The sequence below is a fragment of the Streptomyces sp. RK9 genome, assembly GCF_045070545.1.
Taxonomy (GTDB): Bacteria; Actinomycetota; Actinomycetes; order Streptomycetales; family Streptomycetaceae; genus Streptomyces; species Streptomyces alboflavus.
This window is the reverse complement of record NZ_CP173704.1, coordinates 1609108-1631453: the sequence shown is the minus strand read 5'-3', so window position 1 is coordinate 1631453 and position 22346 is coordinate 1609108. Positions and strand designations below refer to the sequence as shown.

General features: G+C 71.6%; 19 protein-coding genes. 8 read left to right on the top strand and 11 right to left on the bottom strand.

The window, feature by feature from the left end; translation table 11 throughout:
* Window positions 1-261: 261 nt before the first annotated feature.
* A complete protein-coding gene (locus tag AB6L24_RS27470; protein ID WP_405659519.1) occupies window positions 262-861 on the top strand; it encodes a hypothetical protein in 600 nt (199 codons plus the stop codon).
* A gap of 76 nt (window positions 862-937) precedes the next feature.
* Here AB6L24_RS27470 and AB6L24_RS27465 read toward each other — a convergent pair whose 3' ends face one another.
* Window positions 938-2761 (bottom strand): trypsin-like serine peptidase, encoded by a 1824-nt coding sequence (locus AB6L24_RS27465; protein ID WP_405659516.1) that lies wholly within the window; start codon window positions 2759-2761, stop codon window positions 938-940.
* A 217-nt stretch (window positions 2762-2978) separates the two neighbouring features.
* Between AB6L24_RS27465 and AB6L24_RS27460 the strand changes: the two genes are divergently transcribed.
* The 3 genes from AB6L24_RS27460 (at window position 2979) to AB6L24_RS27450 (ending at window position 5062) form a co-directional block, all read left to right on the top strand.
* Window positions 2979-3485: a hypothetical protein gene (locus tag AB6L24_RS27460; RefSeq protein ID WP_405659514.1), complete on the top strand. Its 507-nt coding sequence runs from the start codon at window positions 2979-2981 to the stop codon at window positions 3483-3485.
* A gap of 308 nt (window positions 3486-3793) precedes the next feature.
* Window positions 3794-4762, top strand: coding sequence for a hypothetical protein (locus AB6L24_RS27455; RefSeq protein ID WP_405659512.1), 969 nt, complete (start codon window positions 3794-3796; stop codon window positions 4760-4762).
* Window positions 4763-4795: 33 nt separating this feature from the next.
* Window positions 4796-5062 (top strand): hypothetical protein, encoded by a 267-nt coding sequence (locus tag AB6L24_RS27450; protein ID WP_405659509.1) that lies wholly within the window; start codon window positions 4796-4798, stop codon window positions 5060-5062.
* A gap of 22 nt (window positions 5063-5084) precedes the next feature.
* On the opposite strand, the gene AB6L24_RS27445 is transcribed toward AB6L24_RS27450, so the two are convergent.
* Both AB6L24_RS27445 and lysS read right to left on the bottom strand, forming a co-directional pair.
* A complete protein-coding gene (locus AB6L24_RS27445; RefSeq protein ID WP_030361103.1) occupies window positions 5085-5288 on the bottom strand; it encodes a hypothetical protein in 204 nt (67 codons plus the stop codon).
* 157 nt (window positions 5289-5445) lie between these two features.
* On the bottom strand, window positions 5446-7194 hold the full coding sequence (gene lysS, locus AB6L24_RS27440) for a lysine--tRNA ligase (RefSeq protein ID WP_380854501.1): 1749 nt from the start codon (window positions 7192-7194) through the stop codon (window positions 5446-5448).
* Window positions 7195-7399: 205 nt separating this feature from the next.
* On the opposite strand from lysS, the gene argS reads away from it, so the two are divergent.
* Window positions 7400-9163, top strand: coding sequence for an arginine--tRNA ligase (gene argS, locus AB6L24_RS27435; protein WP_405659506.1), 1764 nt, complete (start codon window positions 7400-7402; stop codon window positions 9161-9163).
* Between the two features lie 3 nt (window positions 9164-9166).
* On the opposite strand, the gene AB6L24_RS27430 is transcribed toward argS, so the two are convergent.
* Window positions 9167-10369, bottom strand: a complete 1203-nt coding sequence (locus AB6L24_RS27430) for a PLP-dependent aminotransferase family protein (protein WP_405659504.1) — start codon at window positions 10367-10369, stop codon at window positions 9167-9169.
* A gap of 102 nt (window positions 10370-10471) precedes the next feature.
* A complete protein-coding gene (locus AB6L24_RS27425; protein ID WP_405659501.1) occupies window positions 10472-12022 on the bottom strand; it encodes a helix-turn-helix domain-containing protein in 1551 nt (516 codons plus the stop codon).
* Between the two features lie 199 nt (window positions 12023-12221).
* On the opposite strand from AB6L24_RS27425, the gene AB6L24_RS27420 reads away from it, so the two are divergent.
* From AB6L24_RS27420 to AB6L24_RS27410, 3 genes are all read left to right on the top strand, one after another.
* Window positions 12222-12953, top strand: a complete 732-nt coding sequence (locus tag AB6L24_RS27420; protein ID WP_405659498.1) for a DUF4232 domain-containing protein — start codon at window positions 12222-12224, stop codon at window positions 12951-12953.
* 120 nt (window positions 12954-13073) lie between these two features.
* Entirely contained in the window at window positions 13074-13610 is a 537-nt protein-coding gene (locus AB6L24_RS27415) for a DUF4232 domain-containing protein (protein ID WP_405659496.1), read from the top strand.
* A 178-nt stretch (window positions 13611-13788) separates the two neighbouring features.
* A complete protein-coding gene (locus tag AB6L24_RS27410) occupies window positions 13789-14697 on the top strand; it encodes an NAD(P)-dependent oxidoreductase (protein ID WP_405659493.1) in 909 nt (302 codons plus the stop codon).
* Between the two features lie 28 nt (window positions 14698-14725).
* On the opposite strand, the gene AB6L24_RS27405 is transcribed toward AB6L24_RS27410, so the two are convergent.
* The 6 genes from AB6L24_RS27405 to AB6L24_RS27380 form a co-directional block, all read right to left on the bottom strand.
* Window positions 14726-15718: a zinc-binding dehydrogenase gene (locus tag AB6L24_RS27405; RefSeq protein ID WP_405659490.1), complete on the bottom strand. Its 993-nt coding sequence runs from the start codon at window positions 15716-15718 to the stop codon at window positions 14726-14728.
* A 130-nt stretch (window positions 15719-15848) separates the two neighbouring features.
* On the bottom strand, window positions 15849-16838 hold the full coding sequence (gene hemB / locus AB6L24_RS27400) for a porphobilinogen synthase (RefSeq protein ID WP_405659487.1): 990 nt from the start codon (window positions 16836-16838) through the stop codon (window positions 15849-15851).
* A 259-nt stretch (window positions 16839-17097) separates the two neighbouring features.
* On the bottom strand, window positions 17098-18759 hold the full coding sequence (locus tag AB6L24_RS27395) for a uroporphyrinogen-III synthase (RefSeq protein ID WP_380854518.1): 1662 nt from the start codon (window positions 18757-18759) through the stop codon (window positions 17098-17100).
* Window positions 18756-19715, bottom strand: a complete 960-nt coding sequence (gene hemC, locus AB6L24_RS27390; protein ID WP_405659484.1) for a hydroxymethylbilane synthase — start codon at window positions 19713-19715, stop codon at window positions 18756-18758. The genes AB6L24_RS27395 and hemC overlap by 4 nt, the downstream gene beginning before the upstream one ends.
* Window positions 19712-21379 (bottom strand): glutamyl-tRNA reductase, encoded by a 1668-nt coding sequence (locus AB6L24_RS27385; RefSeq protein WP_405659481.1) that lies wholly within the window; start codon window positions 21377-21379, stop codon window positions 19712-19714. The genes hemC and AB6L24_RS27385 overlap by 4 nt, the downstream gene beginning before the upstream one ends.
* Window positions 21376-22140, bottom strand: coding sequence for a redox-sensing transcriptional repressor Rex (locus AB6L24_RS27380; RefSeq protein ID WP_405659479.1), 765 nt, complete (start codon window positions 22138-22140; stop codon window positions 21376-21378). Before AB6L24_RS27380 ends, AB6L24_RS27385 begins: the two co-directional genes overlap by 4 nt.
* Window positions 22141-22346 lie beyond the last annotated feature (206 nt).

Sequence of the window (22346 nt, the reverse complement as noted above, 5' to 3'; positions counted from 1 at the left end):
TCACGTTGGCCGACTGCTCCGGCTCCGACGGCAACGAGCCGTCGAAGGCCCACTGGTCCCAAGTAGGCCGTACGAAGCGGGGCGCTGCCGCGACCACCCCCGTGGGCGTCCCGCCCCGGCGTTCCATCCATGCGTCGTTTCACCTGCTCAGCAGGGACCAGCGCGTTCCAGCTTCCCAACTTGCCCCCGGCTTGTGGCGGCCGGGACGGGTCGGCTCACAGACTCAAGTCGTCCGACTCACCCAGCCGTTGGAGTCTTCCCATGACCCGTTCCACCATCAGCTCGCGCCGCCGCATGGCCGGGGTGGCCACCGCCGTCCTGCTGTCCCTGGGGCTGCTGACCGCGTGTGGGTCCGACTCCTCGGACTCCGACGCGTCGAGCTCACGTGCGTCCCAGAAGGCCGAGTCGGGTACGAAGTCGCCCGACAAGGGCGCGAAGGGCCGCTCGGAGGTGTCCTCACGGGCCGAAGGCGGGGAGCCGGGCCTCCTGGGCGGCGGCGACGTCCTCGCCAACCACCGGTTCCAGTGGAGCGTCGACGGCGCCACGGAGCCCCTCAGCTCGGTCTCCGGGCTCGAGTTGGACCAGGTCATGGAGCAGACCCCGTCCAACAGGCTCATCCCGGGCGAGCCGAGGCCGGGCACGGTGACCGTGGTCCGCGGTGCCGAGCGGTCCCAGCAGTTCACCGACCTGGTCGACGGCAGGACCCAGCCCGCGACGGCGTCCCTCAGCATGGTGGACGCCATGGGCAACCCGACGAAGCAGTACACCTTGCAGGAGCCCAGGGTCGTCAAGGTCGAGAACGCCCAGACCGACGACGCCCAGAGCGTCACGATCAGGTTCACGAGCCTGGCGGTCGGCTAGGGCCTCGCCGGGCGTCCGTCGACGGCACGCCCGGCGCCACGATCAGCTGATCCGGTGGAGACGACCTGGCGGTCCGTCAGGACGCCTTCGGCGGGACGACGGTGCGCTCCGCGCCGAGCCGGGTGCTGGTGTCGGCGTAGAGGGTCACCTCGCCGTCGCTCCAGCGGACGATGAGGTCGTCGGGGCGTCCGTTGGCGGTGTAGCTGCCCGCGGTCATCGCCTGGGCGTGCTTCCACAGGGCGTTGGGCGCCTGCATCTGCGTCTCCTTGCCGAGGCCGGTGGTGTTCACGTCCTGGTAGAGGGTGCGCTCGCCGTCGGTCCAGCGGACGATGATGTCCCAGTTGGCGTTGCCGGTGAAGTCGCCGCTGGTGAGCAGGGTGGCGTGCTTCCAGGTGCCGTTGGGCTTCTGGAGCTTGGTCTCCTTCTTGAAGCCGCGGCCGTCGACGTCGCCGTAGAGGGTGACTTCGCCGTCGCTCCAGCGCACGACGAGGTCGTCGGTCCACTTGTTGGCGGTGAAGCGGCCCGCGGTGATCTGGTCGGCGTGCTTCCAGACGGACTTGGCGTCGGCGAGCTTGATCTCACGGCCGAATCCAGCGGGGCTCACGTCGGGGTAAAGGGTGACCTCGCCGTCGGACCAGCGCACCATGAGGTCGGCGGTGTCGTTGCCGGTGAAGTCGCCGCCGGTGACGGTCGTGGCGTGCTTCCAGGTGCTGTTGGCCGCCTTGAGGCGGCGCTCGCCGGAGAAGCCGCCGTTGCCGTTGCCGGTGTAGAGGGTGACCTCGCCGTCCTTCCAGACGACGAGCAGGTCGGCCTTGCCGTCGCCGGTGTAGTCGCCGGAGGCCAGCTGCCTGGCGTGCTGCCAGGTCTCACCGGTGCCGGGGCTGTAGGGCAGCGGCGGCCGCTTCACCGCGGCGACGTTGTCGACGGCGTCCTGGTAGAGCTTGAACACCTCGTTGTCGTAGTACGGGCTGTACGAGACGTCGGAGGTGGCTCCGCCGCCGCCCACGCCGCCGAGGTTCCCGACGACCTGGCCGGTCTTCTTCCTCTCGTCGTAGTTCATCAGCCAGGGGCTGCCGGAGGTGCCGCCGTGGAACCCGCCGCACTCCATGCGCAGTTGCCGGTACCCGGTGAGGCGCGTCGTCTTGGTCCGGCACTTGATCGCCTGGTCCTTGGGGTCGTGCTTCACCCTGGGATAGCCGATGACGTCGACCCACACCTTGTACGAGGGCGTCCGCGTGAGGGTGTTGGCGCCGGTGATCTGCTCGACGTCGCGGCCGAGCTTGTCGGGCTTGACGGTCGCGAAGGCGAAGTCGAGGTTCGAACCGGGGCCGGTGTCGGTGTGGCGCGGGTCCTTGAAGACGCGGTCGATCGCCCAGATGCCGTTGGGTTGTTGGGACGCGGGCTTGCCGGTGCGGTACTGGGGCACGAAGGCGTACTTGCTGCCGTTGCCGCAGTGCCCGGCGGTGAGGATGACATTGCCCTTGGGGCTGTGCACGACGCTGGCCGTGCAGTGGTGCGAGGCCATGCCGTTGTCGACGTAGTAGAGCACGCCGATGGTCTTGGAGCCTTCGTAGAACGTCTCGGAGCTCGCCGCGTACAGCGTGGGACCGGAGGCGCGGGCGCCGCGCTTCGCGGGGTGGGAGGGGTCGGCGTCTGCCTTCGCGGTGCCGGTGTCGGTGTCAGTGCCGGTGTCGGTGCCGCCCGGCGTCCCGCCCTCCACGGTCGGCGGCGGTGTCGCCGACCGCATGCGCGCGGACGTCCAGAACTCCTCCGCGTCCTCCACCGTCCACGAGGGCTTGCCCCGGTCCTTGCTCTGGACCGTGCTCCGGTCCTTGCTCCGGTCCTTGCTCTCCACCGCGGACGCGGTGGTCGCCAGAGCGGCGAGCAATACGCCACCCACCCCCACGGCGACCGTACGGAGCCGACGAGAAATACGCACAACAAACCTTCTGTTAGCGGGTTTTTGACACCTCACACGGCACGGACTCGATCACGTTCCGGATAACTGAGCAGTCGTGGTCAAAGAGCTGCTCAGAGACCCCCCTGGGTAGGATCGCGACGAACGGATCCTGCGGCCGGAATGAACTCCGGTCGTCCGCACCTGAGGACTGCATCCTATGCCACGCATAAACGCCGCCGCCGTCGGAGCTTTCACGCTCGCTCTTTCTCTCGCGGTTATTCCGAGCGCCGCCGCGGATTCGGACGGCAAGGGCGAACTGACCGTCGCGCCGGGCTCGGTACCGCCGGGCGCGCGGGTCAAGTTGTCCACGGTGAACCCGGAGCTCGACGACGGCGCGACCGTGCGGTCCGAGGCGTTCGTGGACGCGGTGGAGCTGAGGTCCACGGGCAAGGTCTCGCTGGCGGCGCACGCCAAGGTCCGCTGCGACGCCGCACCCGGCACCTACGCGGTGCGTCTCGCCGAGCCGGTGCACCCCGGCGAGGACACGATGGCCGGCGAGGTGACGGTCGAGGCGGGCGGCCCCGCCGACGGCTCCCGGTGTGTGGACGCGGCCCAGGACGACGAGGAGTCGAACACGGCGGCCGTCGTCGCCGCCACGGCGGGCGCGGTCGCCGTGGCCGCGGTGGGCGCCTTCCTCGTCGTACGGCGCAGGCGGCGCGCCTAGGACGGCACGCTCCGGACCCAAGTACCGCCGGAATCAAGGGCTCCAAGCCCATGACGGCCCCTCAGCCCCTCCCGACGAGAGGTCGAATCATAGGCCACTCCTCCATCTTGCCTGAGATCCCATGGTCGTTGAGGCCGTCCACCTCACCTTGATCGAAATCCGTTGCGGAATTATGGCTTCCGTCACAGCGGATCCGTTGTGATCATGATGGTGTCGGTCTCGACCACAAAGGCAGTCAAGTGCCCTTTGCCCCAACAGGGCGGGGCTGCTTGCTATGCCTGAAATGCACGTTCAAAGGAGTACGGCGCGTGCACATCAGCACTCACCGCCGCCAGGGCAAGTTCGCCGCCGCCGCAGTCGCCGCCACCGCCGGTGCCGCCCTGTTCGCCACCGCGATCCCCGCCAACGCCGACACCGGCAGCACCCGCGCCGGGGACGCGGGCAACGCCGCCGCCGTGGTGGAGAAGGCCACCGGCACCGGCGACATCGCACCCTCCGCCGCGGCCCCCGGCACGCCCGCCAAGGCCGTCACCGCCACCGAGGGCGGCGACGTCACGATCACCGCCCCCGACAAGGCGAACGGCACCCTCAACGGCGCCACCGACAACGGCTCCTTCGGCCTCACCCTGCCGGACGCCAAGGGCGTCGCGGGTGTCAAGGCCGGCGCGGGCACCGTCGTCTACCGCGACGCCGCGGCCGCCACCGACATCGCCGTGCAGCCGACCACCGACGGCGGCGCCCGGACGCTGGTCACCCTCAAGGACGCCAAGGCCCCCGAGAGCCACCGCTTCCGGCTCGACCTGCCGCAGGGGACCGACATCACCCCGGACGGCCGGGGCGGCTTCGCGCTGCACCGCGAGAGCGCCGACGGCGTGCACGTCCCGGTCGGCGCCATCGACGCGCCGTGGGCCAAGGACGCCAACGGCGACGCGGTGCCCACCAGCTACAAGCTGGACGGCAAGGACCTCGTCCAGACGATCGAGACGAACGACAAGACCGCGTTCCCCGTCGTCGCCGACCCCAAGCTGACGTGGGGCATCGTGACCGGCACCGCGTACTTCAACAAGAGCGAGACCCGGAAGATCGCCGACAACGGCGCCCTGTCCGGCGTCGTTTCGGGATTCCTGCCGCCCGGCCTGAACATCTACTGGGGCGCGCACGCCGCGGTTATCACCACCACCGCGCTGAAGGCGAAGAACGCGAAGAAGTGCATCAAGGTGAAGTTCGCCGCGGGCATTTTCGTTCCCGGCCAGTACTCCGGCGGATACTGCAAGTAGAGCGGCGTTCCTGCGAGTGAGTGGAGAACGGCCTTGAGCAGTTCCTGGCTCATCTACAGCGGAGCCGTATTGATGCTCCTGTCCGTGGGAATCCTGATGTCCACCGGCAGACCGGCGACGTCGGTCTGGCGTGACGTGACGGCGATGGCCACCGGAGTCGCCCTCGGCGCCTTCGTGTGCGTCTTCGCCCTGGTGCTCCACGTGCCGCCGGGGACGGCCGTGTCGGGCGCGTGCTTCTGGATGGCCGCGGTCATCACGGGCGTGCACGCCGTGCGCGGCCGCGTCGGCTCACGAGGCTGACGGCGACACGGCCGGACGTTCCCTACCGCCGGGCCCGCGCCCTGCCCTGCTCCCCGTAGAACGCGAGAACGGCGCCGACGGCGAGCAGCACCGCGTACCCGGCGGTGGGGATGTCCCACCACTTGTGCACCAGGCCCCAGGGGCCGTCCCCGAAGAGGCGTCCCGCGAGGCCGAGTGCCCCCTGGACGCCGACGATCCAACCGATGATGGCGATGATTTCCTTCATGGATCAAGGATCTCCGGCGCGACAAGACGGTACGTCGTGCCGGGGGCCGAATCCGGGGTAGTCCGAAGGATGCACAGGGCGGCAGCGCGCGAAGGGGGGCGGGTCCGAAGTGGACCCGCCCCCCTTGACGCGTGCCTGGGCGCTCCCAGGCGTACCGCTACGCGCCGAGCAGCTTGCGCACCCGGTCCGCCCCCACCGCGAGCAGCAGCGTGGGCAGGCGCGGCCCGGTGTCCCGGCTCACGAGCAGGTGGTACAGGAGCGCGAAGAACGTCCGCTGGGCCGTCTTGATCTCCGGCGGCAGCTCCTTGGGCCCGGCGTCGGCGGCGAAGCCCGCGCGGACCTTGGGGACGCCGTAGACGAGGTGGGTCAGGCCGTCCAGGGACCAGTGCGAGTCCAGGCCGTCCAGGAGCAGCCGCAGCGACTCGCGGCCCTCCTCGTCGAGGGAGCCGAGCAGCTCCTTGTCGGGCTCGTCCCGCACGACCGTGCGCTGGTCGGCGGGGACGTGCGTGTTGATCCACGCCTCGGCCTTGTCGAGCCGGGGCCGCGCCTCGTCGAGGGAGGCGAGCGGGTCGGCCGGGTCCAGCTCGGACAGGATGCGCAGCGTCTGGTCCTCAGCGCCCGCGGTGATGTCGGCGACGGAGGCGAGCGTGCGGTACGGCAGCGGGTGCGCCGTCGTCGGCAGCGGTCCCGCGGCGGTGCCCACGGCGCGCGTGTACGCGGCGGCGTCGGCGGGCAGCACGGAGCCGTCGGCGACCTTCGCGGCGAGCTTGTCCCACTCGTCGTAGAGCCGCTGGATCTCCTGGTCGAAGGCGATCTTGAAGGACTGGTTCGGCCTGCGGCGGGCGTACAGCCAGCGCAGGAGCGGCGCCTCCATGATCTTCAGGGCGTCGGCCGGGGTGGGCACGCCGCCGCGGGACGACGACATCTTGGCCATGCCGCTGATGCCCACGAAGGCATACATCGGGCCGATCGGCTGCACGCCGTCGAAGATCTGCCGCACGATCTGGCCGCCGACGACGAACGATGAGCCGGGCGAGGAGTGGTCCACGCCGCTGGGCTCGAAGATCACGCCCTCGTAGGCCCAGCGCATCGGCCAGTCGACCTTCCAGACCAGCTTGCCGCGGTTGAACTCGCTGAGGCGCACGGTCTCCTCGAAGCCGCACGCCGTGCAGACGTAGGCCAGCTCCGTGGAGTCGTCGTCGTAGGAGGTGACGGTGGTCAGGTCCTTGCCGCACTGGCCGCAGTAGGGCTTGTACGGGAAGTACCCGCCCGCGCCGCCGCTGCCGTCGTCCTCGGCGGCCGCGCCGGAGCCCTCCGCGGCCTCCAGCTCGGCCTCGTCGGCGGGCTTCTGCTGCTTCTTGCCCTTGGCCGGGTCCTTCTTGGTCCGGTACTGGTCGAGGATCGCGTCGATGTCGGCGCGGTGCCGCATCGCGTGCAGGATCTGCTCGCGGTACGCCCCCGACGTGTACTGCTCGGTCTGGCTGATCCCGTCGAACTCGACGCCGAGGTCGGCGAGGGACGCGGCCATCGCGGCCTTGAAGTGCTCGGCCCAGTTCGGGTACGCCGAACCGGCGGGCGCGGGCACCGACGTCAGGGGCCTGCCGATGTGCTCGGCCCAGGACTCGTCGACGCCGGGGACACCGGCCGGGACCTTGCGGTACCGGTCGTAGTCGTCCCAGGAGATCAGGTGCCGGACCTGGTGGCCGCGGCGGCGGATCTCGTCGGCGACCAGGTGCGGGGTCATGACCTCGCGCAGATTGCCCAGGTGAATGGGGCCGGAGGGGGACAGGCCCGAGGCGACAGTGACCGGTTTGCCCGGGGCACGACGCTCCGACTCGGCGATGACCTCGTCCGCGTAGCGGGAGACCCAGTCGGTGGTATCGGTGCTCTGAGCCACGATCGGCACGTCCTCTTGTTCCTCGGGATTCAGGGAATCTGGCGTAAGCCATTGTCCCAGACGGAAGGACTCGGTCCGGGGTTGCTCCGGCCGCGGCGGCCAGGTCGCGTCCGCCCCGGCGGCCGGGCCGCGTTTTATGAGGCGAACCGGCGTCCCTCCCCATGGGACACTTGACGCTCACCCTGATGCACGCCATTTACCAGAACGGAAGCCCATGGCCCCGGTCACGTCCCTCGCCGCATCCGTCCACCAGCGTCTCGCGGACGCCCTCTCGGCAGCCCTGCCGGAGTCCGGCGCCGCGGACCCGCTGCTGCGACGAAGCGACCGGGCGGACTTCCAGGCCAACGGCATCCTCGCGCTCGCGAAGAAGGCCAAGGCCAACCCGCGCGAGCTGGCCACGCAGGTCGTCGAGAAGATCACAGGCGGTGACCTGCTCGCCGACGTCGAGGTCTCCGGGCCCGGCTTCCTGAACGTCACGGTCACCGACCGGGCGATCACCGAGACCCTCGCCGCCCGCGCGGCCGACGGCGACCGCCTCGGCGTCCCGCTCAAGGACAAGCCGGGCACGACGGTCATCGACTACGCCCAGCCGAACGTGGCCAAGGAGATGCACGTCGGCCACCTGCGCTCCGCGGTGATCGGCGACGCCCTGCGGCAGATGCTGGACTTCACCGGCGAGAAGACGATCGGCCGCCACCACATCGGCGACTGGGGCACCCAGTTCGGCATGCTCATCCAGTACCTGATCGAGCACCCCGACGAGCTGTCCCCCGAGACCGACACCGACGGCGACCAGGCCATGTCGAACCTGAACCGGGTCTACAAGGCCTCGCGCGCGGTCTTCGACGCCGACGAGGCGTTCAAGGAGCGGGCCCGCAAGCGGGTCGTCGCCCTGCAGTCCGGCGACAAGGAGACCCTCGACCTGTGGCAGCGGTTCGTGGACGAGTCGAAGGTCTACTTCTACTCGGTCTTCGAGAAGCTGGACATGGAGGTCCGCGACGACGAGATCGTCGGCGAGTCCGCGTACAACGACATGATGCCGGAGACGGCCCGGCTCCTGGAGGAGTCCGGTGTCGCGGTGCGCTCCGACGGCGCGCTCGTCGTCTTCTTCGACGAGATCCGCGGCAAGGACGACCAGCCGGTGCCGCTGATCGTGCAGAAGGCCGACGGCGGCTTCGGGTACGCGGCCTCCGACCTGTCCGCGATCCGCGACCGCGTCGTCGGCCTGCACGCCACGTCCCTGCTGTACGTCGTGGACGTACGCCAGTCGCTGCACTTCCGCATGGTCTTCGAGGCGGCCCGCCGGATGGGCTGGCTGAGCGACGAGGTCACCGCGCACAACATGGGCTACGGCACGGTGCTCGGCGCGGACGGCAAGCCGTTCAAGACGCGCGAGGGCAAGACGGTGCGCCTGGAGGACCTCCTCGACGAGGCCGTCGAGCGGGCCACGGCGGTCGTGCGCGAGAAGGCCGAGAAGGTGGGCCTGAGCGAGCAGGAGATCGTCGAGAACGGCCGGTACGTCGGCATCGGCGCCGTGAAGTACGCGGACCTCTCCACCTCGGCGAACCGCGACTACAAGTTCGACCTGGACCAGATGGTCTCCCTCAACGGCGACACGTCGGTCTACCTCCAGTACGCCTACGCCCGCATCAAGTCGATCCTGCGCCGGGCCGAGGGCACGGGCCCACTCGCCCACGCCGAGGTCGAACTCGCCCCGGCGGAGCGGGCCCTCGGCCTGCACCTGGACGCGTTCGGCGAGGTGCTCGCGGACGCGACCGCGGAGTACGCCCCGCACAAGCTCGCCGCGTACCTGTACCAACTGGCGTCGCTGTACACGACGTTCTACGACCAGTGCCCCGTCCTGAAGGCGGACACCCCGGCCCAGGTCGAGAACCGCCTGTTCCTCTGCGACCTCACGGCCCGCACCCTCCACCAGGGCATGACCCTCCTGGGCATCCGCACCCCGGAACGCCTGTAACTCCTAGGCGAGCCCCAGCCGAAGCCGCCGCAGGCCCTCGGCGATCTCCTCGGGCGTCTGCGTCACGAAGCACAGACGCAGCGTCCGGGGGTCCGGGGCGCCCCCATAGAACGGCGCCCCCGGCACGTAAGCCACGTTGTGCCCCACGACTCCGGGCAACCGCTCCCCCGCGTCGTACCCCTCGGGCAACCGCACCCAGAGGAACATCCCGCCCTCGGGCCGATTCCACTGGGCCCCGGCAGGCAGCGCGTCCCCGAGCCCCGCGAGCATCGCGTCCCGCCGCTCCCGGTACACCCCGGCCACCCGCCCCACGTGCGCGTCCAGGTCGTACCGCTCCAAGTACCAGGCGGCGGCGAGCTGGTTGACGGTCGGCGTGTGCAGATCGGCGGCCTGCTTGGCGATGGCGCAGGCCCGCCGCAGCGCGGCCGGCGCCCGCAGCCACCCGAGCCGCAGCCCCGGCGCCATGACCTTGGAGAAGCTCCCGAGGACCACGGTCCGGTCCTCGGCGCCGGGCCGGGAGGCGATCCACGGCACCCGCTCCCCCTCGAACCGCAGCTCCCCGTACGGATCGTCCTCGACGATCCACAGCCCGCGCCGGGCGGCGACCTCGGCGACGGCGGTCCGCCGCGCGAGCGGCAGGGTCCGCCCGGTCGGGTTCTGGAACGTGGGCACGGTGTAGAGCAGCTTGGCCCGGTGCCGGGCGACGAGCGCGTCGAGGGCCTCGGGGTCGACGCCGTCGGCGTCCCCGGGGACGGGCACGACGTGCGCCCCGGCGAAGGCGAACACCTGGAGGGCGGCCAGGTAGCAGGGGTTCTCGACGAGGACGGTGTCGCCGGGCTCGACGAGGGCGGTGGCGAGCAGCGAGAGGGCCTGCTGCGACCCGGTGGTGACGAGGATGTCGTCGGCGCCGGTGGCGAGCCCTCGGGTGCTGTACCGCTCGGCGACGGCACCGCGCAGGGCGGGCTCGCCCTCGGTGGTGGAGTACTGCAGGGCACGCCCGGGCGCGTCCGCGAGGACGGCCTGGTACGCGGCGGCGACGCCCTTGGCGTCGAAGAGTTCGGGCGCGGGCAGACCGCCCGCGAAGTTGATGACCTCGGGCCGGGCGGTGACCGCGAGGATGTCCCGTACCGGCGAGCCCCCGATCGCAGCGGCACGCGCGGCGAGCGGCGGCGTGGGGGCGGCGGTGGCACTGCTGGCGGCGGTCATCGTGGAGTCCCTCCCGGTACGTGGGTCACGGCAGGGTAGACATGGGAGCGCCGCCCGCGACACCCTTTTCGGAATGCGGACGGCAGGGCTCCATGGGCCCGCTCAGCCCTGGTCGGGCGACTGCGGCTCCTCCCTGCTCCACTTCGTGGCACCGTTCGGCCACTTGTACTCCGGGCGCCCCCGGTCCGAGCTGGTGCGGAACGGCTTGCCCCCGTCGTCGATGCGAAGGACCCCGCTGCGCCCGCCGCTCGACCACTGCAGGTTGAGGGACCACAGGGCGTCGAAGTTCTTGGTGCCGACCTCGATGTAGAAGACCTCGGGGTCGGACTCGCTCACCTTGTACGGGAAGTTGCGCTGCCCGGACTTGGGGACGGCGGTGGGCTGGGCCCGGTCGAGGTCGACGTCGAAGGACTTGATGCCGACGGGGCCGCCGCAGCCGTTGCCCGACTGGTAGCTGTTCCACTTCAGCGGCGCGCTCTTGCTGCGCACGTCGACGTCGAGGCGTTCCAGTACGACGGTGTCGTCGCCGGTGCCCTGGAGGGTGATCTCGACGAACCCGCCGGCGGCCTGGACCCCGCCCATGGCCCGCACCCAGGTCGGCGCCTCCCGCTCGGAGGGCGGCTGCAGCACCTCGTCCGGATCCCGGTCGATGAGGAAGTTCTGGGCGCACGGGGTCGGGTAGTAGGGGAAGGGCCGTACGCGGGCGGTGACGGGGGTGCCCTTCGCGGCGCCGGACGAGCCGGTGCCGGGGCGGTCGCCGCCGGAGGACGTGCCGCCCCCGCTCTCTCCGTCCTTCCCCTGGCTTCCCTCGCCCTTCCCTTTCGCCTTGTCCTGCTTGCCCTTGTTGCCCTTGTCGTCCTGGTCCTCCTTGGCGGAGGGTGTGGCGGACGGGTTCCTGTCCGGGCTCCGCCCCGTCCCGGACGGGGCCTCGTCGGCCGTGGGCAGGGCCCGGTCGACCGCCTTGTCGCGCCCGCCGTCCGAGCCGCCGGACGCGTTCTGCAGCGCGAGCGCGGTGCCGCCGAGCGCGAGGACGACGCCGGCCGCGCCGACCACGGCGAGCTGCCGCCGGCGCAGGCGGGACAGGCGGCCGACTCGGCGTGCCCAGGGGGTGGTGACGCCGGGGGCGGGGGTGCTGGAGACGGGGGAGAGCTCGGGCTCCGGGTGGGGGGCGGCTTCCGGGTGGGGGTCGGGGTCCGGGTCGGGCGGGTCGGGCCGGAACGCGGCGACGGCTTCGGTGGGCGCGGTGGCCTCGACGGGCTCACGGGGCTCGACGGGCTCACGGGTCTCGGTGGCTCCAGTGGCCCCAGCACCCGACTCAGCAACCCCGGCCTCAGCAACCTCAGAAGCCTCAACTCCCGTGGCGGCCCCCGCCGCTCCCTCGGTCTTCCGCCCCCGCGACACATCCGCCACGATCCACCGCCGGTGCAGCTCCACCAGCTCCTCGGGGCTCGCCCTGCAGAGTCTGCCGAGGCGCTCCACCGGCGCGAACTCCGTCGGCACGGCAGTGCCGTTCACGTACCGGTGCAGTGTCGACGTACTCACATGCAGCCGCTTGGCGAGGACTCCGTAGCTGAGCCCCGACCGGTCCTTCAATTCCCGCAGCAACGCTGCGAGATCACCCGACCCCACGCTTCCTCCACCCCTGTCCGCCATTCCAGCCGACCGTTCCAAGGAACCCCTGTTCCCGCAGGTCAGAGCCGGTACGAGCGTTCCAGTGTCCCTCGTTGTCCGGCCGCTCTGGCCACCGGGACGACACGCCGCACAAGCTGGGGTCATCCAAGCACGCCGCTCCCGCCAAGTCCTCGGAGCGGCGCACGTCGCTCCCGTCACATTCCGAAGGAAGAGATCACCCATGTCTGCCTCCGCCCGCCGCTCCCGTACCCGCCTGTTCGCCGCCGCGACGCTCGCCGTCGCCGCGCTCACGCTCACCGCCTGCGGCAACGACGACGCGTCCGGAACGCGGGACGAAGGCGCCGCGAACTCCTCGTCCACCGCGAAGGATTCCGCCGAGGACGCCGCCGGGAGCTCCTCCGGGGGCAAGGGCAAGAGCGGGTCGGGCGAGGCGCTCGGCGGCGCCGACTCGGGCGGCGGCTCCGGCAGCGAGGGCTCCGGCTCGTCCGGCGGCGGCGAGAACACGGGCGGCGGCACGGGTTCCGATCCGAACGACCCCGCCAACCGCACCCCGTGCACGGCGGACAACACCTCGGTCGCCGCCGCGCCGGTGTCCCGCCCCCTCAACTACATGCTGATCACGATCACCAACACCGGGTCCACGATGTGCGACCTGGCGGGCTACCCGATCCTCAAGTTCGACGACGCCCAGTCGGTGCCCCCGGTCATCGAGGACAGCAAGCCGCAGGCGGTCACCTCGCTGAAGCCCGGCGCCAAGGGCTACGCGGCGGCGATCCTCTCGGCGGGCGACGGCAGCGGCGGCGAGGGCCGCACCGCGCAGGGCCTCCAGGTCGGCTTCCAGGGCAGCGACAAGTTCACCGACGCGGCGCTCCAGGCCAAGGGCGTGCACATCGACGACAAGCTGCGCGTCACGTACTGGCTGAGCGACTCGGCGGACGCCCTCGCGTCCTGACGCACCACCGCACCACCGCACCCTGACGCACCACCGCACCACCGCACCACCACACCACCACACCACCACACCCAGACCAACGCACCATCATTCACCCAAGACAAGAGAAGAAGGCACCCCATGCGCACCACGTTCCGCACCCGCACCGCCGCCACCGCACTCGCCCTGACCGCGGCCCTCTCCGTCCCGGCCTTCGCGGGCAGCGCCGCCGCGAGCGGCACCGGCGCCAAGGCCGCCCCGGTCACCTGCACGGCCGCCAACACCAAGGTGACGGTCAAGAAGGTCGACCGCCCCGTCAACCACCTGCTCCTGCGGGCCAAGAACACCGGCACCAAGACCTGCTACGCGTACCACGCCCCGTACCTGCGCTTCGGCCAGGCGCAGTCCGCGACCGCCGTCCTGCGCGACAGCATTCCGCAGGCCGTGGTCACCCTGAAGCCGGGCCAGTCGGCGTACGCGGGCATCCGCACCGAGTCGCCCGAGGGCACCGACGGCTACAAGACCAAGAAGCTCGGCGTGCTCTTCTCCAACCGCCAGATGAACGGCGGCGCCGGCAGCATGACCAAGCCGAAGCTGCCCACCGGCGGCGTGTACGTGGACGACACGGCGTTCGTCACGTACTGGCAGTCCAAGGCGTCCGACGCGCTGGCCTGGTAGTCCCCGGCCGTCGAACGGCCGCCGCTCACTCACCTTTTGGTGAGTACCTCACTAAATAGTCGGTACTTGTCGGTGAGTGCGGGCACGGCGAGGATCGAGGTGTTCCTCGGAACACCTCAGCGAGAACAGCGAGACGGGCGCCCCGCGCCCGCTCCGAAGCACCCTCGAAGGAGCCCCCGTGCCCGCCACCGACCACACCCCGACCCAGCACCCCGTCTCCGTCCTCGGCCTCGGCCTGATGGGCTCCGCCCTGGCCTCGGCCCTCCTGAAGGCGGGCCACCCCACGACGGTCTGGAACCGCACGGCGGCCAAGACGGGGCCGCTCGTCGCACAGGGCGCGACCCCGGCCGACACCCCTGCGGCCGGGGTCACCGCGAGCCCGCTCGTGATCGCCTGCCTGACGACGAACGACAGCGTGCGCGAGCTGTTCGAGCCGCTCACCGAGGAACTGCGCGGCCGCACCCTGGTGAACCTCACCAACGGAACGCCGTCCCAGGCACGGGAGTTGGCGGCCTGGGCGCAGGAGCACGGGATCGCCTACGTCGACGGCGGCATCATGGCCGTACCGCAGATGATCGCGGGCCCGGGCGCGTACATCCTCTACAGCGGCGACGAGGAGGCGTACGCACGCCACCGCGACACGCTCGCCGCGCTCGCCGACACCAAGTGGGTCGGCACCGACGCGGGCCTCGCCGCGCTGTGGGACCTGTCGCTGCTCACCGGCATGTACGGCATGGGCCTCGGCGTCGCCCAGGCCTACGCGCTGGTCGGCAGCGCGGGCGTGCCCGCGAAGGACTTCGCGCCGCTGCTCCTGGACTGGGTCGTCGCCATGACCCACGGGATCGTGCCGGGCACCGCCGAGGCCATCGACTCCGGGCAGCATCTGACGGACGTGTCCAACCTGGAGATGAACCTGGCGGTGCTGCCCAACTTCACCGAGACGCTCGCCGAACACGGCGTCAGCGACCAGTTGTTCACGCCGCTGCGGGCGCTCCTGGAGCGCGCGGTCGCGGAGGGGTACGGCGCCGACGGCCTGTCCCGCATGGTCGACCTGCTCAAGGCCCCCGAGCCGCTCAGGACCCCGTAGGGCGCGAACGGCCCGAGCCGCCACGGCATCACGGGACCAGCACCACCTTGCCGGTCGTCTCCCGCCGCTCCAGCGCCGCGTGCACCTCGGCGGCGTGGGCCAGCGGGAACGACTGGACGGCGGGGGTGAGCCGTCCCGCGGCGGCGGCAGCGAGGGAGCGCCGCTCCTGATCGGGCCGCGCCTCGGGGTTCCCGAGGAGTTCGAGGAGCGCGTTCCTGTACGTGATGCCGCGCTCGGCGAGCACCGCGTCGTCCGGCACGAACTCCACCTGGGACGCGGACCCGATGGACACGAACCGCCCGCCGTCGGCGAGCAGTTCGAACGCGGTGGCGGCCTTCTCGCCGCCCACCCCGTCGAGGACGACGGTGACGCGCCGTCCGCCGATCCGGGCGCGCACCTCGTCGGCCCACCCGTCCTCGCCGTAGTCGACGCCGATCACCTCGGCACCGCCCCCGCCCCCGAGCTTGCGCACGGCGGCGACCTTGCCGGGCCCGCCCGCCACGCCCACCACGGTGGCGCCCATCTCGTGCGCGTACTGCACCACGAGCCGCCCCACGCCCCCGGCGGCCGAGGTCACCAACACCACGTCGTCGGGGCGCAGTTCGGCGACGTCGAGCAGCCCCATGGTGGTGGCCCCCGTGACGACCATCGCGACGGCGGCCTCGAAGCCGAGGCCCTCGGGCACCGCGTGCAGCTCGTCCACCTCGGCGACGGCCAGCTCCGCGTACCCGCCAGGGCCGCCCCGCGCGGTCACCACGTTCCGCCCCAGCCACTCCTGCCCCACGCCGGGCCCCACGGAGTCGACCACCCCGGCGACCTCCCCGCCGAAGATCGACGGCAGCTCCGGCAGCGGCGGCGCGAGATCGCTGGCGGCCCCGGCCCGCATCACGGTCTCGACGAAGTGCACCCCGGCGGCCCGTACGGCCACCCGCACCTGGCCGGGCCCGGGCACCGGGTCGGGCACGCTCTCGTAGGAGAGGTTCGCGGCGGGCCCGAACTCATGAAGAACAACGGCGTGCATCTGGTCCTCCCGGACGTGGGATCGATTCGATACCCCTACCCTCGAACCTCAACAGCGGTTGAAGTCAAGAGACTCCAACCGCTGTGATCCGCGGACGCCATCGCCCGCGCGCACGCCCCGAAAGAGGCGCCTAGAGCTTCCGCGCCACCTCGGTGGCCCAGTACGTGAGAATCATCTGCGCCCCGGCCCGCTTGATCCCGGTCAGCGACTCCATGATCGCCTTGTCCCGGTCGATCCAGCCGCGCTCCGCCGCCGCCTCGATCATCGCGTACTCGCCACTGATCTGGTACGCGGCCACGGGCACGTCGGACACCTCGGCGACCTTGGCCAGGATGTCGAGGTAGGGCCCGGCGGGCTTGACCATCACCATGTCGGCGCCCTCTTCGAGGTCGAGCGCCAACTCCCGCAGGGACTCACGGCTGTTGGCCGGGTCCTGCTGGTACGTCTTGCGGTCGCCCTGCAGGGACGAGCCGACGGCCTCGCGGAAGGGGCCGAAGAACGCCGACGAGTACTTCACCGTGTAGGCGAGGATCGACACGTCCTCGTGCTCGGTCTGGTCGAGCGCGTCACGGATGACGCCGATCTGGCCGTCCATCATGCCGCTCGGGCCCACCACATGGGCGCCCGCGTCGGCCTGGACCTGCGCCATCTCGGCGTACCGCTCCAGGGTCGCGTCGTTGTCGACCCGCCCCTGCTCGTCCAGGACGCCGCAGTGCCCGTGATCCGTGAACTCGTCCAGACACAGGTCGGACATGACGATCAGGTCGTCTCCGACCTCCGCCCGCACGTCCCGCAGCGCGACCTGCAGAATCCCGTCCGGGTCGGTCCCCGCGGTGCCGAGCCCGTCCTTCTTGGACTCCTCCGGCACGCCGAACAGCATGATCCCGGAGACCCCCGCCTCGACCGCCTCCACGGCGGCCTTCCTCAGCGTGTCCCTGGTGTGCTGCACCACCCCCGGCATCGACCCGATCGCGACGGGCGCACTGATGCCCTCCCGCACGAACGCGGGCAGCACCAGATCCGCCGGGTGCAGCCGCGTCTCGGCGACCATGCGACGCATGACGGGAGTGGTACGCAGCCGCCGGGGCCGCGAGCCGGGAAAGGAACCGTACGTACTCATTGCCTGAAACCCACCTCACCGTGAATCGCGCTACCGCGCTGGTCCTCAACCACCGGACAGGCTCCCACCCACCCACCCGCCCGCACTTGCACCCCTGGCCAACAGCCAGGCACATCTCAGCCCGTCCGGCGTTTGAGGACGAGGCCGAAGGCCGATCGGGGCCGGCTGTCCCACGGCAACGGGACACCCACCCCGGGGCCCGGGGCGGAGCCCCGGTTTCGGGAAGGGGCGGGATCGGGGAAAGCCCCGCAGGGCAACCCTACGGCGCCGCCGCCCGCCTCCGCCGAGCCCCCGGCCGCCGCTCACTCGGCCGAGTAACAACGTCCCCGGCCTCCAGCGCGGCAGCGCGCCTCCGCGCCCCGAACTCCGCCAACGCCGCAGCCAACTTGTGCACGGAAGGCTCAGGAGCCATCACGTCCACCCGAAGCCCGTGCTCCTCCGCCGTCTTGGCGGTGGCAGGCCCGATGCAGGCGATCACGGTCACGTTGTGCGGCTTCCCGGCGATGCCGACGAGATTCCGCACGGTCGAGGACGAGGTGAAGAGGACGGCGTCGAACCCACCGCCCTTGATGGCCTCACGCGTCTCGGCCGGCGGCGGCGACGCCCGCACGGTCCGGTAGGCGGTGACGTCGTCGACCTCCCACCCGAGGTCGATGAGCCCGGCGACGAGCGTCTCGGTGGCGATGTCGGCGCGCGGCAGGAACACCCGGTCGATCGGGTCGAAGACGGGGTCGTACGGAGGCCAGTCCTCCAGAAGACCGGCGGCGGACTGCTCCCCGCTCGGCACCAGATCCGGCTTCACGCCGAAGGCGACGAGCGCGGCGGCGGTCTGCTCGCCCACCGCGGCGACCTTGATCCCGGCGAAGGCACGGGCGTCGAGCCCGTACTCCTCGAACTTCTCCCGCACGGCCTTGACCGCGTTCACCGAGGTGAAGGCGATCCACTCGTAGCGCCCGGTGACGAGCCCCTTGACGGCCCGCTCCATCTGCTGCGGCGTCCGCGGCGGTTCGACGGCGATCGTCGGCACCTCGTGCGGCACCGCGCCGTAGGACCGCAGCTGGTCGGAGAGCGAGGCCGCCTGCTCCTTCGTGCGCGGTACGAGGACCCGCCACCCGAAGAGCGGCTTCGACTCGAACCACGACAGCTGGTCGCGCTGCGCGGCGGCCGAGCGCTCACCGACCACGGCTATGACGGCCTGCCCGCCGTCGGGCGAGGGCAGCACCTTGGCCTGCTTGAGGACCTGCGCGATGGTGCCGAGCGTCGCGGTCCAGGTGCGCTGGCGCGTCGTCGTACCGGCGACGGTCACCGTCATCGGGGTGTCGGGCTTGCGCCCGGCGGACACCAGCTCACCGGCGGCGGCCGCGACCGAGTCCAGGGACGTGGAGACGACCACGGTCCCGTCGGACGCGCCGACCTCGCCCCAGCAGCGCTCGGAGGCCGTACGGGCGTCGACGAACCGGACGTCCGTGCCCTGCGCGTCCCGCAGCGGCACTCCCGCGTACGCGGGCACACCGACCGCGGCCGCGATGCCGGGCACCACCTCGAAGGGGATGCCCTCGGCCGCGCAGGCCAGCATCTCCCCGGCCGCGTAGGCATCGAGGCCCGGATCACCGCTCACCGCGCGCACGACCCGCCTGCCGCCGCGCGCGCCCTCCATGACAAGATTGGCCGCGGCTGAGGCCGAAGGCCCGTCGCCGCCCGCTGACGTGCCGTCAGCGGCCTGCGGGAGAGGTGTGTCCACACCCCCTCGGGCATGCACACGTACGACATCGAGAACATCCGGCTCGGCGATCAACACATCCGCTCGGGCCAGCGCCTCGACGGCGCGCAGGGTCAGCAGTCCCGGATCTCCGGGTCCGGCACCGAGAAAGGTGACGTGCCCGTGTGCGGGAAGGCCGGGAAGGTTCGAGGTGGGGCTCAAAGTGCTCGCTCCCCCATCAGACCGGCCGCGCCCTTGGCGAGCATCTCGGCGGCGAGTTCCCGCCCGAGTGCCATCGCCTGGTCGTGTGTCCCGGGCACGGGACCGGTGGTGGACAGCTGCACCAGCGTCGAGCCGTCGGTGGCACCGACGACGCCGCGCAGGCGCATTTCCTTGACAACCTGCCCGTCGGCCAGAAGGTCGGCCAACGCACCCACAGGTGCGCTGCAACCGGCCTCCAGGGCGGCGAGCAGGGATCGCTCGGCGGTCACGGCGGCCCGGGTGTACGGGTCGTCGAGCTCGGCGAGCGCGGCGGCGAGTGACGCGTGGGTCGCGGCGCACTCGATCGCCAGTGCCCCCTGGCCGGGGGCGGGCAGAACGGTGTCGACCGACAGGAAGTCGGTCACCTCGTCGATCCTGCCGACGCGGTTCAGTCCCGCGGCGGCGAGCACGACGGCGTCCAGCTTGCCGTCGCGTACGTATCCGATGCGGGTGTCGATGTTCCCGCGGATCGGGACGGCCTCTATGGACGTGCCGTGGTTGCGGGCGTAGGCGTTGAGCTGCGCCATGCGGCGCGGCGAGCCGGTGCCGATGCGGGCGCCGTCGCGCAGCTCCGTGAACGTCAGGCCGTCGCGGGCGATCAGCACGTCCCGCGGGTCCTCCCGCTCCGGCACGGCGGCGAGCGTCAGCTCGTCGGGCTGCGCGGTCGGCAGGTCCTTCAGGGAGTGCACGGCGAAGTCGACCTCACCGGCGAGCAGCGCGTCGCGCAGCGCGGTGACGAACACACCGGTGCCGCCGATCTGCGCGAGGTGCTCACGGGAGGTGTCGCCGAACGTGGTGATCTCGACGAGCTCGACGGGCCGCCCCGTCAGCTCGGTGACCTTCCTCGCCACCTGCCCGGACTGGGCCATGGCCAGCTTGCTGCGCCTGGTCCCGAGTCTGAGTGCCTTCTCGGTCATGCGCGGCCTCGCTTGGGTTCGTCGTTCTCGTGGAGCTGGTTCTGCTGGCCGCCCGCGTTGCTCAGCAGGTCGGCCCGGGAGACGGCAGCCACCGTCTCGGGGTCGAGGTCGAAGAGCGTGCGCAGGGCGTCGGCGTACCCGGCGCCGCCGGGCTCGCTGGCGAGCTGCTTCACCCGCACCGTCGGCGCGTGCAGCAGCTTGTCGACGACGCGGCGCACGGTCTGCGTGATCTCCGCGCGCTCCTTGTCGCCGAGGCCGGGCAGCCTGCCGTCGAGCCGCGCGATCTCACCGCTGACGACGTCGGCGGCCATGGTGCGCAGCGCGACGACGGTCGGCGTGATGTGCGCGGCGCGCTGCGCGGCGCCGAACGCGGCGACCTCGTCGGACACGATGGTGCGCACGGCGTCCACGTCGGCGGCCATCGGCGCGTCGGCGGAGGCGTCCGCGAGGGACTCGATGTCGACCAGGCGCACGCCGGTGAGGCGGTGCGCGGCGGCGTCGATGTCGCGGGGCATGGCGAGGTCGAGCAGGTACAGCGCGGCGGCGCGGGCCGCGGGCACCACGGCGGCGGCCACCCGGCCCACCCGCACGGGTCCGCCGCCGACGGCGGGGCTGTTCTCGACGAGCGCGGCGTGCTGCTCGTACGCGGTCTCGTCGCCGACGCGGCCGACCGGGCAGCCGCCGGTGTCCGGGGCGGGCGTGACGGTGTCCGGGGCCACGGCCTCGGCGGTCCGCCCGGCCGTCGTGTGCGGCGCGATCACGCAGTCGTCGTCATCGCAGGCCGACCCGTCATGACCGTCCCGTACGTCGTCGGGCACGTCGCCGACGCGTCCCGCGAGCGCCGCCTCGACGTCCGCGGCGGTCAGCACGAGACCCGTCGCACCGGTGCAGGACACGGCCACGTCGGCACGTGTCAGCTCCGCGGCCACCTGGGACATCGGCACGGCACGCGCGACGACTCCGGTGCCGCCCTCGGTGAGGATCTCGGCCAGGCGCTCGGCCCGGTCCAGGGTGCGGTTGGCGACGACGACCTCGTCCACGCCCGAGCGCGCGAGCGTCGCCGCGGCCAGCGAGGACATCGAGCCCGCGCCGATCACCAGGGCGCGCTTGCCCTTGGCCCAGGCGTGCACGGGCTCGCGCCCGGCCAGCTGCTCCAGGCCGAAGGTGACGAGCGACTGCCCGGCCCGGTCGATGCCGGTCTCCGAGTGCGCCCGCTTGCCGACGCGCAGGGACTGCTGGAAGAGGTCGTTGAGGAGGCGTCCGGCGGTGTGCAGCTCCTGCGCCCGCGCGAGACCGTCCTTGATCTGGCCGAGGATCTGCCCCTCGCCGACGACCATGGAGTCGAGCCCGCACGCCACCGAGAACAGGTGGTGGACGGCCCGGTCCTCGTAGTGCACGTACAGATAAGGGGTGAGCTCCTCGAGGCTCACGCCGCTGTGCAGCGCGAGCAGCGTCGACAGCTCGGCGACGCCCGCGTGGAACTTGTCCACGTCCGCGTACAGCTCGATGCGGTTGCAGGTGGCGAGCACGGCGGCCTCGGCCGCGGGCTCGGCGGCCACCGTGTCGTGCAGCAGCCTGGCCTGCGCGTCGACGGTGAGCGCGGCCCGCTCGAGCACGCTCACGGGAGCGCTGCGGTGGCTGAGGCCCACGACGAGGAGACTCATGCCGGCATCACGGCGGGAACGTCCCCGTCGGGTCCCTTGCGGTGCTGGTTCTTGGTGACGGCGGTCCCGGCCGCGGCGTCGGCGTCCGCGGCGGACTCCTCGCCGGCCTTGCGCTGCTCGTGGAAGGCGAGGATCTGCAGCTCGATGGAGAGGTCGACCTTGCGCACGTCGACGCCGTCGGGGACGGTCAGGACGGTCGGCGCGAAGTTCAGGATGGACGTGACACCCGCGGCCACGAGCCGGTCACAGACCTGCTGGGCGGCGCCCGCCGGGGTCGCGATGACGCCGATCGAGACGCCGTTGTCGCTGATGATCTTCTCGAGGTCGTCCGTGTGCTGCACCGGCATCCCGGCGACGGGCTTGCCCGCCATCGCCGGATCGGCGTCTATGAGAGCGGCCACGCGGAATCCACGCGAGGCGAACCCGCCGTAATTGGCCAGCGCGGCGCCGAGGTTGCCGATACCGACGATGACGACCGGCCAGTCCTGGGTCAGGCCCAGCTCACGCGAGATCTGGTACACGAGGTACTCGACGTCGTAGCCGACGCCCCGCGTCCCGTAGGACCCGAGGTACGAGAAGTCCTTGCGCAGCTTCGCGGAGTTGACCCCCGCGGCGGCCGCGAGCTCCTCGGAGGAGACCGTGGGCACCGAGCGCTCCGACAGCGCGGTCAGAGCCCTCAGGTACAGCGGAAGCCTGGCGACGGTGGCCTCGGGAATCCCTCGGCTGCGGGTCGCCGGTCGGTGAGTTCGGCCAGTTGCCACGGTGCTCCTGCGGGTAGAGCGGGGCTGAAGGCGGGCTGGCACCCGAAGTCGTGTCCCATGACCGCCCCGTCGACAGCAGGCTATGTCTTTGTGAACGCGTGCACAAAGATGGTGTCCGATTTGCCCGCCCAACGTGACCGGGGTCACGCGCCCCCGGCGCACTTTCCTGGAACCGGCGCACGGCCAGCGACGACACTCAACCGACG